Source organism: Gordonia sp. CPCC 206044, from assembly GCF_048537895.1.
In the GTDB taxonomy this organism is placed as follows: domain Bacteria; phylum Actinomycetota; class Actinomycetes; order Mycobacteriales; family Mycobacteriaceae; genus Gordonia.
This window is the reverse complement of sequence record NZ_JBCLVL010000006.1, coordinates 195,224-215,690: the sequence shown is the minus strand read 5'-3', so window position 1 is coordinate 215,690 and position 20,467 is coordinate 195,224. Positions and strand designations below refer to the sequence as shown.

Genomic DNA, 20,467 nt, shown 5'->3' with positions numbered 1-20,467 from the left:
GCGAATGTCGTACCCGTCGGTCGCCGGTCTACCAGCGAATCCGACCGGGTCCGGTGAAACGCGCATGCCGTCCACTGTCGCCGACTACCGTCGCATGGTGTCCGGGCAGGAGTGCGTTCACGATCAGGAGTGATTGATGGTCAGACAATCCGAGGTTCCCGACAGGCTGATCGTCGGAGTCACTGGGGCCACCGGTGTCGTCTACGCAGTGCGTGCATTGAATGTGTTGCGCGAGCTGAATATTGAATCCCATCTGGTGGTCACCCGTTCGGCCCAGTTGACCCGAGAATACGAGACAGATCTGACCAAGGACGACCTGGCGGCACTCGCCGACGTCGTCTACCAGCACACCGATGTGGGTGCGGCGCTGTCATCGGGTTCCTTCCAAACCCGTGGCATGTTGATCGCGCCGACCTCCATGCGCACCCTCGGCGAGATCGCCTCGGGTGTCACATCGTCGCTGGTCTCCCGCGCGGCCGACGTCACGTTGAAGGAGCGCCGGCCGCTGGTCCTGATGGTCCGGGAGACTCCGCTCAATCTCATCCACTTACGCAACATGACCACGGTCACCGAAGCGGGTGCAACGGTGTTCCCGCCAGTACCCGCCTTCTACGCACGTCCCACCACTATCGAAGACATCGTCGATCACTCGGTGGGTCGGGCCCTCGACCAGTTCGGCATCCACACCGACGTCTTTCCCCGATGGGACGACGATCTGCGGGAAGCGGTGCGTGCCGGCACCATGGGCGGGGGGGACAACTGATGACCACACCCGCACCGGAGGCGCCCATCAGAGATCTGCGGGAGGGCATCGAGCTACTCAAACAGCAACCGGGGCAATTTGTTTCCACCGCCGTGGAGGTGGACCCACAAGCTGAGTTGGCGGGTGTCTACAAGAAGGTCGGTGCTGGCGGCACTGTATCGCGGCCCACGCGAGTCGGTCCGGCGATGCTCTTCGAGAATGTCAAAGGCTACGACATCCCGGTCATCGTCGGAGTACTCGCTTCCCGCAAGCGGATCGCAACCTTCCTCGGCGCCGACGAGCGGCGCCTCGGACAACACATGTTGTCGGCCATGCAGCATGCGAAGGACCCTGTCCTTGTCGACACCGCACCATGTCAGGAGGTCATCCACCGCGCCGACGACCCCGACTTCGACCTTCGCACTCTGCTTCCGGCGCCGACGAATACACCTGAGGATGCCGGCCCGTACTTCTGCATGGCGGTCCTGCGCGGCACCGACCCGGAAACCGGCAAGCACGATGTGACGATCCACCGGCTCTGCGTGCAGGGGCGCGACGAGATCTCGGTGTTCATGCAGACCGGCCGTCACATCGGGTTCATGTACGAGAAGTACGACGCGATGGACAAGCCCATGCCGATCACCATCTCGATGGGCATCTCTCCGGTCGAATACATGGCCATCTCCTTCGAACCGCCCTCCACACCTTATGGTTTCGACGAGCTCGAGTTCGCCGGTGGACTCAAGGGTGCGCCGGTCGAACTGATCAAGGGCGTATCCGTCGACGAGGCGGCGCTGGCGTCTGCCGAGATCGTGATCGAGGGAGAGATCCAGCCGAAGATCCGGGTGGCCGAGGATCAGCACACCCACACCGGATTCGCCATGCCCGAATTTCCGGGGTACGACGGTGTTGCCAACCCATCGTTACCGATCATCAAAGTCAAGGCCGTCACCACCCGCACGAATCCGATCCTGCAGACCCTCGTCGGCCCTGGCGAGGAGCACGTGAGTCTTGCGGGTATCCCGACCGAAGGCTCCCTGACCCAGGCACTCGAAGACGCACTGCCCGGCCTGGTCACCAACGTGTACGCACACTCGGCGGGCGGCGGGAAGTACGTCGGAATCCTGGCGGTCCACAAACGCGACCACAATGATCAGGGGCGTGAACGCCAGGCGGCGATCGTGGCGTTCGGCGCATTCCCGGAAATGAAGCACATCATCCTCGTCGACGACGACGTCGACATCTTCGACACCGACGACGTGCTGTGGGCGATGACCACCCGCTTCCAGGCCGAACGCTCCGTGATACCCATCCCGGGCGTCCGCTGTCACCCGCTCGATCCATCCGCCGACCCCGAATTCCTCTGGACCAACGCCGACCACGGGATCTCGACAAAGGTGATATTCGACTGCACCGTCCCGTGGAACCTGCGTGACCGCTTCATCCGCGCACCATTCCAGGACGTTGACGTCACGAAGTTCCTACCGGACTGGGATGGCGACTGAATATGCGACCAGACGCCTGTTAAAACATGTCTGCGTGAGTGCAGGCGACCGTCGACGGGACACAAGCGACTGTCCTGGGCACCGGAGGCCCGTAGCGCTCCCCAACGGTGCGCACATGAGGGCGCCGGTCGAGACGATGCATCACGGGTGCGAAGTCGCTGCCACCTCGGTGGTTCATGACGGCCTTCTGGCGTGCTCATCGCCTGCAGTACCGCGTGAGTCGGGGTCGGCTACGGCAGCCGGGCTCAGGATGCAGGTCAACGGCCCGAACCCGTCGCCCTCTCCACACCCAGTTGGTGGGCCAGCTGTGAGGTCAGTTCACGGGCGTAGGCGAGTTGGCGCTCGAGCTTGTGGCAGGCGTGCTCGGCACGCGTGTGGAAGTCCTGAAGGGCCGTCAGTGCAGCATCGCGCTCGCGCTCGCTTGTGTCCGGGAGCTCGAGCGCGTCCTGTGCGTCGAGTAGCGCACGCATGTCCTCGAGGGTGAAGCCGAGGGGTTTCATGCGACGAATGGCCAGGAGTCTGTCGATGTCAGTGCGGGTATAGAGCCGAAAGCCTCCTGCAGAGCGAGCAGACGGCGCCACCAGGCCGACCTCGTCGTAGTGGCGGATGGTCTTGATCGACAATTCGGTGGCAGCGGCAACTTCACCGATCTGCAGGTGTTCGGTCTCGATCGCGTCGGGCTCGTCGGCGGTCACTGGCGTCCTTTCGTGATCAGTGCGCGCCGTCGAGGTGCCCGCTGAGACGTTGATGGCGTTCGGCGCTGTTGTCATTGAGTCCGATGATGGTGGCGCTCTTGCCTTTTTCTTTGTACTTGGTGGTGATCGCGTCCAGTGTCGCGACGGTGGAGGCATCCCAGATGTGGGAGCCACTCATGTCGATGATCACGTTGGGCGGGTCACCGGCGTAGTCGAACTGATAGATCAGGTCGTTGCTCGATGCGAAGAACAGTTCTCCCTGGACGGCGTAGACGCGGGTGTCGGGATCGGGATCGGCGATGTCGACGACCTCGGTGAAGTGCGCGACGCGGCGGGCGAAGAGCACCATAGCGGTCAGGACCCCGACGACGACTCCGTAGGCGAGGTTGTGCGTGACCACCGTGACGACGACGGTGGCGAGCATGACGGCAGTTTCGCTCTTGGGCATGCGTCGCAACGTTTTCGGGTTGAGGCTGTGCCAGTCCATGGTGCCCACCGACACCATGATCATGACGGCGACCAGAGCGGCCATCGGTATCAGGGCAACGATGTCGCCGAGTCCGACCACCAGGATGAGCAGGAATACGCCGGCGAGGAACGTCGAGATCCTGGTACGGGCGCGAGATTCTTTGACGTTGATCATCGTCTGCCCGATCATGGCGCACCCACCCATGCCGCCGAAGATGCCGGTGACGACATTCGCGATTCCCTGCCCCATGGACTCGCGGGTCTTGTTGGAATGCGTGTCGGTGAGGTCATCGACGAACTTCGCGGTCATCAGTGACTCGAGGAGCCCCACGAGCGCCATGGTGAAGGCATAGGGCGCGATGATGGTCAGGGTTTCCCAGTTCAGCGGAATGTCGGGGACGAACAGGCTTGGCAGGCTGTCGGGCAGTTTGCCCTCGTCCCCGACGTTGGGCACGGAAAATCCGGCAGCCACGGTCGCCGCGGTGAGCAGCACGATCGCGACGAGCGGCGAGGGGATCACCTTGGTCAGTTTCGGCAAGAGCACGATGATCGCGATTCCGATCGCCACCAACGGATAGACGAGCCAGGGCACACCGAGCAGGTGCGGGAGTTGCGCGGTGAAGATGAGGATGGCCAAGGCGTTGACGAATCCGACCATGACGCTGCGGGGGATGAAGCGCATCAGTTTGGCGATACCGAGGCCGCCGAGAGCCATTTGGAACACGCCGGCGAGAATCACCGTGGCCACCAGATAGTCCAGGCCATGGCTCTTGACCAGGGGCGCAACCACCAGCGCCACCGCGCCGGTCGCCGCGGAGATCATTGCCGGCCGTCCACCGACGATCGCGATCGTGACCGCCATCGTGAATGACGCGAACAACCCGACTCGCGGATCGACCCCGGCAATGATCGAGAACGAAATAGCTTCGGGGATCAGCGCGAGCGCGACCACCAGACCCGCCAGGATCTCGGTGCGGAGCCGTCGCGGCGAACGCAACGCCGACCACACCGACTGTTGTTGATCAGGAGAGGGCACCTCGGTTGTCATCGGCACATGTCACTTTCAGGCTGAGGTCGGGACGCGCCCAGGCACGCAGACACGGCATCGGGGCATCGACACCACGCATCAAAGTTGCTGTCGCGCAAGCTCACCGGGCGTCATCCGAGCAATGGCGGCGACCATCGACAGCATGCCGGAACCGCAGGGGAGCGGCGCAACACGACGAACCCTACCCTTACGGGAGGGTAGGGATGCAAACCGAGAACACCGACTGTGCGCGAGGCCACACATGCGGTTCCCGCCGGGGCGCCTTGCGCGTGGCGCACCTGACCGTTCATCCGCGAGAACCGAGCGGCGGCCGTCCGGAGGCGTCTGCCCGGTGATCCAGCTGCCTGCGATGGAGATCGATCGGCACCCATTTACAGTCGATCGCCATGAACCGTCGAAGAACCGTCGTAGTCCTCGCAGTCGTTGCCCTGTTGGTCGGCGCAGCCTTGGGCACGTACAAGCTCGCCAACTCACGCACGGTCATGGTCGCGGGTGATCTCGTCGCTCGCGTGGATACGGACGAGCGTGTCGTCGCCCTGACCTTTGACGACGGCCCATCACCGACTGTCGCCGAGGAGCTCCTGTCCACCTTGCGGAACGAAGGCGTCATCGCGACGTTCTTCCTGATCGGCGCGAACGTCGTCGAACATCCGGCATCCGCACAGGCCCTTGCAACGGCCGGCCACCAGCTCGGCAATCACTCATTCACGCATCAACGCATGTGGTTTCATACACCCGGCTGGTATGCGGACGAGATCGACCGCACAAATGAAGCCCTGCGGAGCATCGGCTACCAGCGCCCGCTACGGTTCCGACCTCCCTACGGCAAGAAGCTCATCGGGCTCCCGAGAGCATTGTCGAGCCGAGACATGACCGCGGTGATGTGGGATGTCGACCCGCTCGACGTCGGTGCGTCAACACCGCAGGCCATCACCGAGTACGTCAAGGATGAGGTACGCCCCGGTTCGATCGTGCTGCTACATCCGTGGAACAGCCAATCCGTGCGCGCGTCGATTGGGCCCGTGGTGCGCACATTGAAGGCCGACGGCTACCGGTTCGTCTCGGTCGATCAACTGTTGGCGCTCCGCTGAGCACAGACGGTGAAGTTGAGCCTGGCGGCAGCTCATGCGCCGTCGGCGTCAGAGCGGGAGGCCGGTCTCCATGAGTTCGGTCGGCGCGCTACCGACACGGCTGTACCACTCCACACCGAAGGCCATCCGCAGCTCATCGGTGGGCATCTCGAGGAACGGACCGAAATCGCCGATCTGCGACGCGTGTGCGACCATCGCGGCGCGCTTGACCTCGATCTGGTCACCGACGTCGAGTGCGACCGTGATCTGGTCGGCCGGGACCCCAAACGAATCGATGTCGACCGACGAGTCCTCACCGTCCCAATCCGGACGCGCCTCGATCAGCTTGCGCATGTGGTCACGATTCACCACGCTCTCGAAAACATGTGCGGTGCCGGCGATCTCGGCGGCACGTCGGCCGACGTGGTGAACCTGAATGTGGTCGGGGTGCCCGTAACCACCGTTGCTGTCGTAGATGGTCATCACGTCGGCGCCCTCGTCGACGAGGATCTCGGCGAGCCGCTGCGCCACGTGATCGACGGACACGTTCGCGAACGCGGACGGATTCTGGTTCTCCGGGGTACCTGCCATGCCCGAATCCGGATAACCCAGCATCACGAGCCGATGCGCACCCAACAGTTCAGCAGAAGTCTCGAGTTCGTCGCGGCGGCGCGACGTCAGCGACTCACCGGCAGCGAGCAAGCCGTCGGGGTATTCACCGAGCGCACCGTCGGTGGCGGTGACCAGCACGACGCGGTGGCCAGCGTCGGCGGCTGACCGCATGGTGCCGCCGGTACTGAAGACCTCGTCGTCCGGATGGGCGTGGAAACACACGAGCACACTCATGAAATGCCTGCCGTCTCATGTCCGGGCCCACTCGTGGGCGAGTCTTGATGTCTGACCGTGGTGCGGAGCGAGTCGCCGACGACGCGTACCCTTCTACGAGAAGCGTTGTGGGTCACGGGATCTCGATGGTCTGCTCGCGGCGGATCTCCTCGACGGCGCGCACCAGGTAGGGGTTGTGATCGACCTCGGCATCTGCCGCCAGGTCGGCGAGCACCAGGAGGGCCGCGCCGATGATCTTCGCGATGGGAATCGGTTGTGCGGCAATGTCGCTGTCGCCTGGACGTTCGGCGACGCCCAGGGCACCTGTGAGTACCGCGGCGACGGCGTTGGGATCGACCGACGCGACCCAACGCGCTGCGGCGGCGATGGTGCGGGTGAGCACATCGGACACGTCGTCGCCGCTCAAGCCGTCTTGATACGACGTCTCGAGTAGCTCACGAACCATGTGTGCCTGCATTCCGCGGGCTGCGTCACCGTGCTTCTCGAGTTGCGCGACGGCGTCGTCGAGATCCTCCGAGTCATGGCTGCGCGCCGCTGTAATACCCCGGTCGGTTGCCGCCGCGATGTCTCGGGCCATCAGCGACCATTCCGCCGGATATCCATGATGTTCCGCCACCGGAGGTCTCCCGTCTGTCGAAGTCCGAGAGTACCCGGGACGTCAGACCCCGAACGAAGACCGGTACAGCGAACTGGGCACCACCTCGCCGCTGGTAAATCAGATCAATGGCGGCAACTGGCTTTTCGGAAACGAGGTGGCGATCTACGCCCAGACCTGGCGCCACGACGACTTGGTCAAGCTGCAGTGACAGCACCACGAGCCGTCGCCGGAGCGTGACGGTGGACTGACCCTGCCCGCCGACGGAACGAACCGTTCGCACTGAGCAGAATCATGTCCGGATCGGCACCGATCGTCATGGAAGTTCAGCGAAGGCTTTCTTGGTCGCCCGGTACCAGCCCATCGCTTTGACGGGGTGCCTCCACCGGGCCTTCATATCCTCGTGAGCGGGTTGGTGCTCGGCATCGCCGCCGCGAGCCGCCTCACGCAGATGGCGGTCTTGCGCCTTGATGATCTCGTCGGCTGTCTCTCCGCGCAGCGTGTACTGACACGGTCCTCCCAGTTGCTCACAGGTCATGCTCTTCATCACGCTTCTCCTCGTTGTGTTCGTGATCGCCGGAGTCGACGGTGGCTGTTCGAAACCCCAACCACCATATCGACACGCACCGTGCCGATGTGAGTATCGTGCACCGCGCGTGAACCGTTGTCAACGGCACGATGCGTGCCGGTAACCTTGGGTGCATGGATGCAGAGTCGACCGCGCCCCGGCGTCGTGGTGTCGAACGGACCAGGGAGCTTCTCGAAACGACACTCGCCTTGGCAGAGGAGTCCGGCTACAAGGGACTGTCGATCGAAGCAGTCGCGCGTCGCGCCGGCGTCGGCAAGCACACGATCTATCGTCGATGGTCGAACATCGCGGAGCTGCTGCTCGATGCACTGAGTCGCGTATGGATCAGCGACCTGGACTATCGCACCGATGGATCCATTCGGCAGGACCTGCGCGAACAGTTCCTGCGGTCCAGCAAGGCGTTGTCCACGCCGCCGATCGGCCCGGTCTACAGAGCAGTCATCGCCGAGGCTCAGTCGGACCCCACCCTGCGCGCGGCGCTCTACGAACGGTTCCTGGCCACCGTCGAGCAACGAACGCTCGACCGGATTGAGCGGGCCCAGCGCACCGGCGAGCTGAACCCCGACGCCGATCTGACGTTTGCAGCCGAGGTTCTGAGCGGAACTCTGTACTACCGCCCGCTGCTGACGCCGCGCCCCGTCGATGACGCAGCGATAGACGGGCTTCTCGACATGTTCATGGCGGCCTACGCGACCGAGCCACAGCCGACCGGGTAGGGCAGGCGGCGACATCGCAGAAGGTCGCGGAACGCAATCACCCGAATATGGTGCAGCGCAGCGATATCCGAAATTCGGAATGATGCGGGTTCGTAGAGCGTGCCGCGATAGGGGAGGCCTAGCCTTCCCCGGGCCTCCCACTGCTGACAACGCCCACCTGGGCGGAGGAGCAACGCCCCGATATGCCGGGTACGGCACGCACAGCGCCGGGGCATTTCCCACGATCGATCAGGGCCTCCCGTTCGGGCATGCCATTACACCAATTGACTGATTCGTTAGCGAATCGAATAGCAATGATCTGATGTCGTCGTTATCATCAATTTATTCCGGTCAACCCGCCCCGGTAATGCGATCTTTAAAACGGACCCGCCAATATTTCCGCTGCCGGTTTCCGGCCATCACGACAGAGAATTCTCATGAAACGTGTCATCCTCACCCTCGTGAGCGTCCTGGCCCTTCTCGCTTCCGCAACAGTGGCCCATGCAGCACCACGGTCTGTCACCAGTCAGTTGGTGGCGCACAATAATTGGGCCGGATACGTCACTCTGAACTCGGCCACCCTGACCTCCACAACGATGACGGTCACTGTCACTGTTGAGGCCACCAAGGGCGAGATGCCGGTCAACCCCCTGTATTTCATTGCAAAAACCGCGGACGGCACCACATTCGACCCAACCTATGTCGATGGCAACACGACGCTACATTCGGGCGATCTCCCGGCTGGGGAGAAGGTGAGAGGCGCAGTCGCCTTTGCCGTGCATGGGGCTCGGCCTTCGGCGTTGATCTACGAGGCGCCCCTGGGCGAGCAACTCGCCAAGTGGACGATCACCTGGCGAGCAGTCAAGCCCGCAACGAAGCCGGCGATTCCGTTCGGATCGTGAGGGCCTGCGGGCTGACCGGCGGTCCCGGCGCTCCGTTGGTCAGGACGACTGCGCGGAGATCCCGGTCTACTGGACCGCTCTCCGCCCACGGCACCCACTGAGGTGCCCGGGATCCCGCACGCGGTGGCATAGTTGACCGCACGTGGACTGGCCCACGGCGGGAAAGGAGAGCACGCAGTGAAACTCGGTATGCTCTACTCGCTAACTGGCGCGCAAGCGCAGATGGAGCAATCAATCCTCGACGGTGCAATGCTCGCCGTCCACGAGATCAACTCCGGCGGTGGTGTCGGTGGCGCTGAGCTGGAAGTGGCCATCTACGACGACCATTCCGAGGTCTCGTCGACCGCCCGCGGTGTAGATCATCTGTGCCGGGTGGAAGACGTGGACGTCATCGTCGGTGGCTACACCTCGGCCACCCGGCAGGCGCTGATACCGGCGGTCCACCAGAACCACACCTTGCTGATGTACCCGACGTACTTCGAAGGTGAGGAGACAGATCCTCGCGTCTTCTACTGTGGCGCCGCACCGAATCAATACATCGCCGACTATCTGGCGTGGATCGCCGACAACCTCGGACGGCGGGTCTACGTGGTGGGATCGGACTACATCTATCCTCGGGTCCTGGCCGAGGCAATCCGCAGGCTGGGCGATCACCTCGAGGTCGAGACTGTCGGCACCTGGTACGCCCCATTGGGCGAGACCACCTTCGACGCCGTGCTAGCCGACATCCGTCGCACCGAACCGTCGGTCATCATCTCCAATCTGGTGGGTCTGGATTCGACAACCGAGTTCTACACCCAGTACCACCGTGCGGGATTCGACGCCGAGACACTCCCGATCGCTGCCACCGTCACAACCGAGATCGATCTCGCTCACATGCCCGCCGAGGTCGGGGAGGGCCACGTGATGGTGGCAACGTACTTCTCGAATCTCGACTCCGAGGTAAACAGCGCCTACCGAAAGGCACTGTTCGACGTGCGCGGCCAACAATGGAGCCATTCCGCGCAGATCGGCGCCTACAACGCAGTTCACGCACTGGCGCTCGCGGGCGCTCAGTCCCGGTCGAACGGCGTCGACGACCTGTCGCGGGCGCTGATCGGCGTGCGGTTCGACGGCAACCCCGAAGGGCTGCCCTTCTACTTTCGTGCCAACCATTACAGCGCGCACCCGTCCTACGTCGGCCGAGCCGTCGGCGGTAGATACCGAGTGATCGGCGAGTTCCCGTCCCGGCCGCCTGAGCCGTGGTGGTCAGGCAGCCGGTCCCTGATCGTGACCGGCTGATTCTCGCAGGCAGAGCGCGAGATAGTAATCCGACCGATCCGCCGTTGATTGCAGTCCACGACCGGTGAGGTGCTCGACCCTCGACAACCGATACCGGAGGGTGTTGCTGTGGATGCCGAGCTCGTTTGCCGTTGCACCCCAATGTCCGTCCAGCGCCAGGAAGGTACGCAGGGTCTGGACGTAGCTGGTTCCCTTTTCTGCGTCGTAGTCGAGCACAGGCTGCAGTAGGGCGCGCTCGAGGACGTCGGACAGTCCAGGCTCGTCAGCCAGCAGCGTTGCCGCGAGTGGTGCGGGCAGCGGGATCTCGGGGACTTCGGTGAGGACCGAACGCGCCTGACGTTCGGACAGTTGCCGAGCATTGATCAGTCCACGCATTAGGTCGTCGCTGCTGCGGACCACATAGGAGCTGACACCGACGGCGAGGTCGACGTCGTGCCGACGTGCGAAGAGATCGGTGAACTCTTTCAGATGAGTGTCGAAAGTGTTGTTCGCGAGAGGATTTCGGACCTCGTCGACGCCGGACTTGATCAGCGCGTACGCAATGCCGTGGTGCGTAGATGCGACACACGAACTTCCGCTGACCAATCCGAGGTCATGGAGCCCGGCCACGACGTGTACGTGGAGATCGGGCGAGTCCGTTTCGAAGACCACCGCGAGCGCACGGACCCGGTCTCCGGGCGAGAGGCCGAAGGACGCGACCCACGGATCGAGAGCCGCTGATGGCGCTTGCGCCTCGATCAGTTCCCGGATCAACGCGTCCTCCAGACCACGACGTGTGGCTCGTTGGACCGAGATGGTTTGCACCTGTGCGTCGATTTGCCTCACAGCATTGTGCAACTTCGCGCGGTCGATGGGTCGTCGTCGCGAATTAACTAGTGCCAGTGCGTATCTTGCATCGCGTAGCTGGAGGTGGAGCGCTCCGGATTTGGTCGACACCGCCTCCAGGGGTGTCGGTGCAAGCGCGAGTGTCTTCGTCAGCAGGCCGCTGTCCATGACAGGCGTACTCGCGAGAAGGCATCCGTCCATGACGAGACACACCGACAGACCGGACTCGCTCGCGAACGCATCCAACGTCGCAGTCAGTGGTCGGAGAAGATCTGAGGTCGAACCGTCGATGTCTCGGACTTGTGCCGGTTTAGTGATGATGGACCGAAGATCAGTGACATCGCTCGACCGCGGCAGCATGTAGATCGGCAATGAGTGCGAGACACACGCGGCGACGAACTCCGGCAGGAGATTTCCGTCGTCGGTGTCGATGACGACGGCGACGGCACCCGCCGAACGAAGGTCTCCGGGGATCTCCTCGGGAGATGTGAGAGACGCCCAGACCACGGTGGGCAGATAGACGACACTGCCGGTTGCAACGTCAAGCGGACGCGACGGAGTCAGCTCCAAGAGGTCGTTGACCAGATGTCGATGTACCTTGTCGGCGGGCCCCGGGGTCAGGGAGAGCAGGCCTGCGCGGTCGACGACTTCGCCCACCGTGGCCATTCGCCCCCCTCTCCGCCATCAAGGACCCGATCACCCCGATCGATTATCTCCTCTGCCAGACGATCCTGCCCGACTCGCATCGCGCAAAGGCCACATCGGCGTCGGCCAATTCCTTGTTTCGACTACGTGACAGCGCGTTTCGCGCCGATGTCGGAAACCTTGTCGTTACGCGGTCGTACGCCACGTCGGTGCAGGTAGCGGCGGTCTGGCGCCGGTGAGCGTGTGTCAACGTCCAGTGAGTGACTGCTCGATGTTGGTTGATGAGCCAATTGTCGGCACGGTCGGCACGCGGTTCTGTAGCTCTCGTCCACGCCACACGAGAACCTGAGGAACACGACATGACCGAAGCCATCATCCGGACGGACAAGGTCCGCACCGCCGTCGACATCGGCGGAACATTCACCGATGTGTTCGTCCAGCGAGGCAACGGCGAGATCGTCACTGCCAAGTATCCGACGCAGGTCAATCCCATCGAGGGTGTACTGGCCGGCATGCAGCAGGCCGGGGTCGATTGGGAAAACGTGGAGTTCTTTTCGCACGGCACCACAATCGCGACCAACGCGCTCATCACCCGCAACTTCCCGAAGATCGCGCTGGTTACCACCGAGGGCTTCCGCGACGTCATTGAGATCCGCCGCGGTGACCGGGAATCCTGGGACCCGTATCAGGAAGTCGCCCCGCCGTTCGTGCCCCGTCGGCACCGCTTGACCGTCGCCGAGCGGATCGGATACGACGGCGCCGTTCTGGAGCCGCTGGACGAGGAAGGTGCGCGGGAGGTCGCACGAATTCTCCGTCGACGCGAGATCGAAACGGTTGCAGTATGTTTCATCAACTCTTTCACCAATCCCGCCCATGAGGTCCGGATGGCGGAGATCCTCAGTGAGGAGCTGCCGGGCGTCGCGATCACGACGTCAAGCGACGTACTTCCCGAGATCTTCGAATATGAGCGCTTCTCGACCACCGTCGCCAATGCGGCGCTGGTGCCAATCATCGGCCCCTACGCACGCACCCTCGAAGGCCGGCTCGCCGAGGCGGGTTACGACAACGATGTCCTGTTGCTGCACTCCGGCGGTGGCGTGATGACCCCGACGATGGCCGAAAAGTACGGCGCCCGCCTGGCGGCATCGGGCATCGCTGCCGGGGCGATCGCCAGCCGCCACATCGCTCGTCAGTGTGGCTACGAGAACTCGATCGGTTTCGACATGGGCGGCACGTCGACGGACGTATCCCTCACCGACAACGGGGTCCTCGGGACGACCAACACGTGGAGCGTCGAGTTCGGCTATCCGATCTGTTTCCCGAGCATCGAGGTACTCACCATCGGCGCGGGCGGCGGATCGATCGCCTGGCTCGACGAGGCGGGATCGTTGCGCAACGGCCCGCAGTCGGCGGGCTCAGAGCCCGGGCCGGCGTGCTACGGCGCATCCGGCGACCTCGCGACCAACACCGACGCGAACCTGGTTCTGGGCACGGTCGGCAAGAAGCTGGCAGGCGGGGTGAAGCAGCTCGATGAGTCACTGGCCCACGCCGCGATCGAAAAGGTCGCCGCACCGCTGGGTCTCGATGTGGAGACGGCTGCTCAATCGATCATCAAGGTCGCGAATGCGAACATGGCCGACGCAATTCGTCTGATCTCGATCCGTAAGGGCCACGACCCGCGCGATTTCGCTCTAGTCGGCTTCGGCGGTGCCGGCCCACTCCACGTCGCCTATCTGGCCAAGGATCTCGGCATCCCGACCGTCATCGTCCCGCCGCATCCCGGCGTGACGTCGGCGATGGGCTGCATGCTCGTCGACATCCAGCACGACATCACCAAGATGTACCTCGCCGACAGCGCGGAGGCCGACCTGTCCCATCTCGCCGAATCGTTCAAAGATCTGCAGGAAGAAGGTCGTGTACGTCTGACCGCCGAGCATGTCGCGCCGGAGGACATGGCGTTCGAATACTACCTCGACATGCGCTACCAAGGGCAGTGGCGGGCAATCGCGGTGCCGGTGGCCATGCCGCTGACGAGCCTCGACGATGTGGTGGCCACCTTCCACGCCACGCACCTCAAGGAGCACAACTTCTCCGCCGGCGACACCGGCGTCGAAATCTACCGGATCTCGGTGCGCGCCATCGGTTTGACACCGCGGGCCGACATGGCACCGGCTGCGCTCGTCGATCCCGCCGACTTCACACCGTCTCCTGTCGAGGTGCGGTCGGTCTTGTTCCCGGACGAGGTGGCCCGCCTACAGACCCCGGTGTACGACCGATCCACGATCCCGGCCGGCGCGGTGCTCACCGGACCGTGCATCGTCGATCAACTCGACTCCACCACGGTGGTGCCCCCACAGACAACCGCGACCGTCGACGAATGGGGAAACCTCATCCTGACGACCGCCGAATGACCGAACCACTCCACCCGACACATACGAGGTAAACACCATGGCAACATCTTTGGACCCGGTGACCTTCGAGGTCCTCAAGAATGCATTCGTCAACACCGTCGACCAGATGGCCGAGCAGATCCTGCGCACGTGCTACTCGTTCGTCATCTACTCACGCGACTTCTCGTCGGCACTCTGCGATACCGAGGGCAACACGGTGATGCAGGGGACCGGCGACATCGCGGCACATGTCGGCACGCTGCACTACACGGCGAAGGCAGTGATCCGACAGTTCGAGGGAGACATCCACCCCGGCGACGTCTTCGTCATCAACGACGTTTACGAAGGTGGCAGCCACTTCAACGACACGCGCATCATCCGACCCATCTACTACAACGGCGAACTCCTCGGCTACGCCCAGGCCAACGGACACTGGGCGGATGTCGGCGGGGCAACGCCGGGTTCGTTCAACGTCAAGGCACTCGACCACATGGGGGAGGGGCTGCGTATCCCTCCAACCCGGCTCTGGAGCAAGGACGAGTTCCTGGAGGACGTCGCCTATCTGATCGCGAAGAACACCCGCAATCCGCGAGACATCATCGGCGACATGCAGGCCCAGGCCGAGGCGACGCGGGTGGCCGAGCGGGAGGTCCAACGTCTCTGCGACAAGTACGGTGTGGAAACCATCAAGACCGCGATGGCCGAAGTCCAGGACTACGTGGAGGATCTCACGCGTGCCAAGATCGCCGAACTGCCCGACGGTGTCTGGTACACAGAGGATTACATCGACCAGGATCCGGCGCTCGGCGAGGGGCTCATCCCCATCACCATGCGGATGACGATCGAGGGTGACACCGTCCACTACGACCTGAGTGATTCGCATGCGTCCATCTCGTCGATGCTCAACGCCGGGTTCGGCGGATCGTTCGCCGGCATCGTCGCAGGTACCAAGATGCAGTTCCCCGACATCCCGCTGAACTCGGGTTTCTACCGCGTGGTGACCGCCGACCTCGGCCCGATTGGCACGGTGGTGAATGCGGAGTGGCCGCGACCATGTGCCGGATTCTGTTCGGGGCCTTTCGAGAAGATCATGAACTCGGTGTTCGAGATCTGGTCCGATATCCAGCCCGAGCGGGCCATGGCCTGCGCGTTCAACCTCGAGTATCTCCTGGTCGGTGGGCGTGATCAGCGCGAAGAGGGCAGCCCGAATTTCATGTGGTACGACTGGATGATGGGCGGCTGGGGTGCCCGCAACGGCGCCGACGGCTACAACGCGTCCGCGCCGATCTTCGGAGTCCAGTACGGCACACAGCCTTTCGAAGGCCAGGAACGTCTGGCTCCAGTGCTGACCACCTGCCATGATCTGGTGCCCGATTCGGGTGGCCCAGGAAAGTCACGCGGTGGACTGGGCGCGGAGAAGGGCGGCCGATTGTGGGCCAGTGACAACACCGTCATGTCCTACTGCTGCGATCGTGAACGGTCGGTCACCTGGGGACTGTGGGGCGGCCTGCCGTCCATCCCACACGGTGTGTGGCTCAACAAGGGCACCGACGACGAACAGTATCTCGGCTCGATCTTCGCGGCGGTACCGATCAAGTCGGGCGATGAGTTCACCCGACCGTCGGCGGGTGGCGGCGGTCTCGGCGACCCACTCCAACGTGACGTCGACGCGGTACTCGAGGATGTCATCGACGGGTACGTGACGATCGGCCGCGCCGAGAAGGACTACGGCGTCGTCATCAAAGAGATCGATCCCGAGGTCTTCGAGTACGAGATCGACGTGGACGCGACCGTCCGCACCCGCGAGTACATCCGGGACAACCGACGGTCGTGGATGGCGCGCGATCCGCGGGAAGTTGCCGAGGAGTACAAGTCCGGTCTGGTCAACGAAATGGATTGCGTCCGTCGATTCGGCGTCATCCTCGATTGGGGCAGCGGCGACGTCCTCACCGACACCACGCAGCAGTTCCGCTCAATGCTTGCGCGGCGCACCATCATCCACTGGACCGATGACCCGACCATCGACTTCGTCCCCGGCACGCTGAGCGCTTCGGAGCCGGCGGCGGTCTGATCGAGTAGGCACTCCGCCCCATTGCAACTGCTGATCGAGCAGGCACACCGTCCACTACTACTGCTGATCGAGTGGGCACCGAGCGCAGCGAGGCGCCGTATCGAGATCACCCGACCACCAACCGATATCCCAGCACCACCAGCAATCAACCCAGCGGCGGGTCGTGGCAGGAATGCCATCGGCCCGCCGCTGGGCGTTCATACCCACAGAGAGACAGTAATGACCATAGAAGCCCAATCAACCAGAGCGAGTGGGATTCCATCGCTCGACGTCACCTTTACCGACGACCCGCACGTCCTGGCCCGCGCCGCTGCCGAGGACTACTCACTGCACATCGTGCCGCGGTCCTGGCGCTCGTCCCGGACGTCGGTGTCGATGGCCTGGTTCGGTCTGATGAGTGCGATGTTCTTCGTCGTGGTCGGCGCCACGGTAGCGCTGGCGGTCGGCACCATCGACTCGCTGATCGGCATCGGACTCTCGGTGATTGTCTACGGCGTGATCAACGCCATCGTCGCCAAGTTCGCCAACGAGACCGGTACGAGTGTCTCGCTGTTCTCACGGGTGCTGTTCGGCCGAGCCGGATCTGCCTTCGCCGCAGCACTGTTCGGCATCACGATCGCCTACTACGTGGTCGCGGAAGGGTCGATCGTGGCCTCCGCCCTGCATGCCTACTTCGGGTCGTTACCCATGGCATTCTGGTCGTTCGTCGTGGTGGCGTATCAAGCCCCGCTGGCGTGGCGCGGCGTGACCACCTGGTTGGACCGCCTGAACGGGCTTCTGCTGCCGCTCTACGTCGTCGGGCTGATCGGATCGGTCGTGTGGGCGATCGTGAAGTACGGCTACAGCAATGACTGGCTCACCCACGCACCGGCATCCGCAGCCGATCTTGGGGTACCGGGATGGTGGTACGCGTTCGTCATCTACATGGGGGTGTGGGTCGTGACGATGATGGCTTGGGATTATGCCCGCTTCGGCCGTCCGCAGGACGCAAAGTTCAACGCACAGGTCAGTTTCGGCACTCCGTTCTACATTGTCACGCTGCTGATCAACGCCGCCGTCGGTATGTTCCTGGCGCAGACGATCGCCATCGCAGGCCCGCTTTCCGAGGAGTCCGCGATCCTCGGGGTGATCGGCATGATGGGTTTCTGGGGACTCCTGTGGGTGTTCGTCAGTCAGACTCGGGTCAACAGCGGAAACTTCTACCTGTCGTCGACCAACTTCCAGAATTTCTTTGCTCGCACACTCAAGTTCTCGATGCCGCGCACGTTCTGGGTTGCTGTGGTCGCGGTGCTGGTCTATCTGATGATGCTGACCAATGTGCTTTCGTGGATCACCACGTCGCTGCAATACCAGGGAGTGTTGATCGTCGGATGGGTCGCTATCGCGCTGGCACACATCGGATGGATGCGGCTGCGCAAGATGCCGTCGGACTCGCTGGAGTTCCGTCCCGGACGCGTGCCGACCTTCAACCCGGCCGGGGTCGGCGCCTGGGGTGTGGCCTCGGTGGTCGGGATCGTAATGGTCGCGGCCGGCGGTTCGGTGGGCGCCGTGTGGGCGCCCCCGGTGTCATTCGTTCTCGCGGGCGCCATCTACTGTGTCGCCCTGAGGTTCCGGCGAGACGGATGGTTCACGATGGATCGCCCCCACGATCCGCGTGACGAGGTCGACGACATGTGGGAGGCACGGGTGCGCTGCCACCGTTGCGGCGATAGCTACATCGCCTACGAGATGGACCGCGACCCCTCGGCCGATCACCAGCCGATCTGCCTCGCGTGTGCGTCCGACGATCTGGAGTTCCAGCGCGCCGCCGACCGGGAGGCCGCCGCACTTCGCACCGGCTAGACCTCTGCCCAAGGCACATTGTCAGCCCATAACCCCGTTGGCCGCATGTGCGCCCGCGGGGTTGTGGTCTGATGCGTCATGTTGGGTCTGTCGATCGGCACTCAGACCCATCGACGGCACCCAGCACGAGGTGACTATCGCGTGCAGGCCCGTGTCTGCGGTTCACAGCTCCAACACTCTGAACTGCGCCACCCTGACCTCCACAACGATGACGGTCACTGTCACTGTTGAGGCCACCAAGGGCGAGATGCCGGTCAACCCCCTGTATTTCATTGCAAAAACCGCGGACGGCACCACATTCGACCCAACCTATGTCGATGGCAACACGACGCTACATTCGGGCGATCTCCCGGCTGGGGAGAAGGTGAGAGGCGCAGTCGCATTTGCCGTGCATGGAGCTCGTCCTTCGGCGTTGATCTACGAGGCGCCCCTCGGCGAGCAACTCGCCAAGTGGACGATCACCTGGCGAGCAGTCAAGCCCGCACCGAAGCCGGCGATTCCGTTCGGATCGTGAGGGCCTGCGGGCTACCTTGGGCGCCAATCGATCCAGTCATCCCATGCTGTCCCGGGTCAGCGTGCACGAACGAGGGAAACGGTTCCGGAGGGCGGTGGTCGCAATGCTCGTGTACCCCACCGAAGTTGCCACAAGTGCAGCTACGACAGGTAGTTGGTATGTGAGTCGGTCTCGGATGCCCGGGCGAAATGCCAACGGCAGAAAGGCACTCGGATTGATCCACGAGCCGATGATGAGCGCCTTGGCCGCGTTGGGGTGAACGTTGGGCACCGCCATTCCACACGCTACGTTGAAAGCCCCGGCCATCATCAATTCCAGATGCCACTGACGGATTCGATCAGGTGCGCGGACGCCGAGGTTGCGCACGGCGTCCGGCTGCTGCTTGACCGCTGCATACACCCACCCGGTGAGTGCGCCGAATGCCAATTCCGTCAACCCGCTGACGACCAGATCCGACGAAGGACTTGCGCCGTCTTGGCTCGCTGCCAGTGCCTGATTCATGTGGACGCTCCAATGCTGTAGAGGGACTTCAACCCCGTGTTGGAATTGCTCGTGACGTCGGACATTTCGGCCCGCGGTTCGTTAGCGGCGATCCATCGATGCATGCCAACCCGGCGATGGAGCGCCACAGCGTGTTCGAGTGAAGCGTGCTCTCCGTTGCGATCCCATCTCGTCATCCCGTAGTGACGGCCCTTCGAGGAGGCCGGACGCGTACTCCCGAACATGCAGGAGCTTCACCCTCCAGTTCTGGATACGTACGTTGTCAGATATGTCATCGTATCGCTGAGGTCACGCCTCGTCAACGATCGTTTGTGGACTTCCGTCGCGTCGTCGAGGTCAGCCGGGTGCCGCTGATTCACACCTGGATACTCGAAACCGACTATCGGCCGTTCGAGATCATCGAACAGTCCATTGCCGCACGATCCGGCGGGCCCGCTCCCTCGGGTCGACAATCCCGGAGTTTCCAGGAGCGCGTGCTCAAGGAGATCCTCGCCGCGGCCTGACATATGCGGCTCCGTTCGCGAGGTTGACGACTCACCGACCGTCGGGACATTACCGCGTGCAGGCGACGGCGGATCGGCCCTCGACGGCTGCCCTCCGGCGCATAATCAGGGCCATGGCATACGACGAGGATCTGGCCGATCGTATTCGCGAGTGCCTCAGTGGTCAGCGGGGGATCACCGAGAAGAAGATGTTCGGCGGACTGGCATTTCTGATCAACGGGAACATGGCGGTCGCCGCCAGCGGTCGCGGCGGGCTGATGGTGCGCGTCGGCACCGACGCCGGCACGAGGCTGGTCTCGCGCACACATGCCGAGCCGATGGTGATGGGCGGCCGGGAAATGACCGGCTGGCTACACATCGGCTGCGACGGTATCCACACCAACAAACAGTTGTCCGACTGGGTGGCCCGCGGCACAGAGTTCACTCGATCCCTGCCCGCCAAAGCGAAGTAGCACCATGCGGCTGACCGAACTGCCCGACACTCATTCCGCGGTGACAGAATCCGCGCTGGCGGTGGTGCGCTTCTTCGACCGGCTCGACCGGCTCGACCGGCTCGACCGCTCGTCGGCGTCGGGCACCGAACGACCTCTGCAGGTGCTGGCGGTCTCCACCCGGCCCCAATTGTCCTCAGCGCACGCGGTCAGGGTCCGTCGCGCATCGAGAAGCTCACCGAAGGCCAGCTTCCGCAGCAGTACGTCGAGATGATGCGAGGCGTCGGCTGAGACGGCGGTTGCTCAGGT

20 protein-coding genes are annotated in these 20,467 nt (G+C 63.4%); 13 read left to right on the top strand and 7 right to left on the bottom strand.

The features are described from left to right. Nucleotides 1–136 precede the first annotated feature (136 nt). Together AAFP35_RS11750 and AAFP35_RS11745 are read left to right on the top strand one after the other, a co-directional pair. Nucleotides 137–763 carry a UbiX family flavin prenyltransferase gene (locus AAFP35_RS11750; protein WP_419221771.1) on the top strand — a complete coding sequence of 209 codons (627 nt, stop codon included), beginning with the start codon at nucleotides 137–139 and terminating at the stop codon, nucleotides 761–763. Continuing rightward, nucleotides 763–2,247 carry a UbiD family decarboxylase gene (locus AAFP35_RS11745; protein ID WP_419221770.1) on the top strand — a complete coding sequence of 495 codons (1,485 nt, stop codon included), beginning with the start codon at nucleotides 763–765 and terminating at the stop codon, nucleotides 2,245–2,247. The genes AAFP35_RS11750 and AAFP35_RS11745 overlap by 1 nt, the downstream gene beginning before the upstream one ends. A 257-nt stretch (nucleotides 2,248–2,504) precedes the next feature. On the opposite strand, the gene AAFP35_RS11740 is transcribed toward AAFP35_RS11745, so the two are convergent. After that, nucleotides 2,505–2,942 carry a MerR family transcriptional regulator gene (locus tag AAFP35_RS11740; RefSeq protein WP_419221768.1) on the bottom strand — a complete coding sequence of 146 codons (438 nt, stop codon included), beginning with the start codon at nucleotides 2,940–2,942 and terminating at the stop codon, nucleotides 2,505–2,507. A gap of 16 nt (nucleotides 2,943–2,958) precedes the next feature. After that, nucleotides 2,959–4,458, bottom strand: coding sequence for a SulP family inorganic anion transporter (locus AAFP35_RS11735; RefSeq protein WP_419221767.1), 1,500 nt, complete (start codon nucleotides 4,456–4,458; stop codon nucleotides 2,959–2,961). 386 nt (nucleotides 4,459–4,844) lie between these two features. Here AAFP35_RS11735 and AAFP35_RS11730 point away from each other — a divergent pair, with 386 nt between their 5' ends. Continuing rightward, on the top strand, nucleotides 4,845–5,549 hold the full coding sequence (locus AAFP35_RS11730) for a polysaccharide deacetylase family protein (RefSeq protein ID WP_419221766.1): 705 nt from the start codon (nucleotides 4,845–4,847) through the stop codon (nucleotides 5,547–5,549). A 48-nt stretch (nucleotides 5,550–5,597) separates the two neighbouring features. Here AAFP35_RS11730 and AAFP35_RS11725 read toward each other — a convergent pair whose 3' ends face one another. From AAFP35_RS11725 to AAFP35_RS11715, 3 genes are all read right to left on the bottom strand, one after another. Further along, nucleotides 5,598–6,374, bottom strand: a complete 777-nt coding sequence (locus AAFP35_RS11725) for a PIG-L deacetylase family protein (protein ID WP_419221765.1) — start codon at nucleotides 6,372–6,374, stop codon at nucleotides 5,598–5,600. 112 nt (nucleotides 6,375–6,486) lie between these two features. Next, nucleotides 6,487–6,990, bottom strand: a complete 504-nt coding sequence (locus AAFP35_RS11720) for a hypothetical protein (RefSeq protein ID WP_419221764.1) — start codon at nucleotides 6,988–6,990, stop codon at nucleotides 6,487–6,489. Nucleotides 6,991–7,285: 295 nt separating this feature from the next. Further along, nucleotides 7,286–7,516, bottom strand: coding sequence for a DUF1059 domain-containing protein (locus AAFP35_RS11715; RefSeq protein ID WP_419221763.1), 231 nt, complete (start codon nucleotides 7,514–7,516; stop codon nucleotides 7,286–7,288). A gap of 155 nt (nucleotides 7,517–7,671) precedes the next feature. Between AAFP35_RS11715 and AAFP35_RS11710 the strand changes: the two genes are divergently transcribed. The 3 genes from AAFP35_RS11710 to AAFP35_RS11700 all read left to right on the top strand — a co-directional run bounded on the left by AAFP35_RS11710 (nucleotide 7,672) and on the right by AAFP35_RS11700 (nucleotide 10,436). Further along, entirely contained in the window at nucleotides 7,672–8,274 is a 603-nt protein-coding gene (locus tag AAFP35_RS11710; RefSeq protein WP_419221762.1) for a TetR/AcrR family transcriptional regulator, read from the top strand. A gap of 416 nt (nucleotides 8,275–8,690) precedes the next feature. Further along, entirely contained in the window at nucleotides 8,691–9,155 is a 465-nt protein-coding gene (locus tag AAFP35_RS11705) for a DUF1942 domain-containing protein (protein ID WP_419221761.1), read from the top strand. Between the two features lie 189 nt (nucleotides 9,156–9,344). After that, nucleotides 9,345–10,436 (top strand): transporter substrate-binding protein, encoded by a 1,092-nt coding sequence (locus tag AAFP35_RS11700; protein ID WP_419221940.1) that lies wholly within the window; start codon nucleotides 9,345–9,347, stop codon nucleotides 10,434–10,436. Here AAFP35_RS11700 and AAFP35_RS11695 read toward each other — a convergent pair. Continuing rightward, complete coding sequence (locus AAFP35_RS11695; RefSeq protein WP_419221760.1) at nucleotides 10,404–11,927, bottom strand: PucR family transcriptional regulator; 1,524 nt, start codon at nucleotides 11,925–11,927, stop codon at nucleotides 10,404–10,406. The two genes, AAFP35_RS11700 and AAFP35_RS11695, sit on opposite strands and share 33 nt — an antisense overlap. A gap of 338 nt (nucleotides 11,928–12,265) precedes the next feature. On the opposite strand from AAFP35_RS11695, the gene AAFP35_RS11690 reads away from it, so the two are divergent. The 4 genes from AAFP35_RS11690 (at nucleotide 12,266) to AAFP35_RS11675 (ending at nucleotide 18,723) form a co-directional block, all read left to right on the top strand. Next, entirely contained in the window at nucleotides 12,266–14,317 is a 2,052-nt protein-coding gene (locus AAFP35_RS11690) for a hydantoinase/oxoprolinase family protein (protein ID WP_419221759.1), read from the top strand. 37 nt (nucleotides 14,318–14,354) lie between these two features. After that, nucleotides 14,355–16,367: a hydantoinase B/oxoprolinase family protein gene (locus AAFP35_RS11685; protein WP_419221758.1), complete on the top strand. Its 2,013-nt coding sequence runs from the start codon at nucleotides 14,355–14,357 to the stop codon at nucleotides 16,365–16,367. A gap of 219 nt (nucleotides 16,368–16,586) precedes the next feature. Next, complete coding sequence (locus tag AAFP35_RS11680; protein ID WP_419221757.1) at nucleotides 16,587–18,209, top strand: purine-cytosine permease family protein; 1,623 nt, start codon at nucleotides 16,587–16,589, stop codon at nucleotides 18,207–18,209. Next, nucleotides 18,142–18,723 carry a DUF1942 domain-containing protein gene (locus AAFP35_RS11675; RefSeq protein ID WP_419221756.1) on the top strand — a complete coding sequence of 194 codons (582 nt, stop codon included), beginning with the start codon at nucleotides 18,142–18,144 and terminating at the stop codon, nucleotides 18,721–18,723. The genes AAFP35_RS11680 and AAFP35_RS11675 overlap by 68 nt, the downstream gene beginning before the upstream one ends. A gap of 36 nt (nucleotides 18,724–18,759) precedes the next feature. On the opposite strand, the gene AAFP35_RS11670 is transcribed toward AAFP35_RS11675, so the two are convergent. Beyond that, a complete protein-coding gene (locus tag AAFP35_RS11670; RefSeq protein ID WP_419221755.1) occupies nucleotides 18,760–19,224 on the bottom strand; it encodes a hypothetical protein in 465 nt (154 codons plus the stop codon). A gap of 311 nt (nucleotides 19,225–19,535) precedes the next feature. Between AAFP35_RS11670 and AAFP35_RS11665 the strand changes: the two genes are divergently transcribed. From AAFP35_RS11665 to AAFP35_RS11655, 3 genes are all read left to right on the top strand, one after another. After that, a complete protein-coding gene (locus AAFP35_RS11665; RefSeq protein ID WP_419221754.1) occupies nucleotides 19,536–19,727 on the top strand; it encodes a hypothetical protein in 192 nt (63 codons plus the stop codon). 113 nt (nucleotides 19,728–19,840) lie between these two features. Then, nucleotides 19,841–20,179 carry a TfoX/Sxy family protein gene (locus AAFP35_RS11660; protein WP_419221753.1) on the top strand — a complete coding sequence of 113 codons (339 nt, stop codon included), beginning with the start codon at nucleotides 19,841–19,843 and terminating at the stop codon, nucleotides 20,177–20,179. 4 nt (nucleotides 20,180–20,183) lie between these two features. Continuing rightward, nucleotides 20,184–20,432, top strand: a complete 249-nt coding sequence (locus AAFP35_RS11655) for a hypothetical protein (protein ID WP_419221752.1) — start codon at nucleotides 20,184–20,186, stop codon at nucleotides 20,430–20,432. The last annotated feature ends 35 nt before the right edge of the window (nucleotides 20,433–20,467 follow it).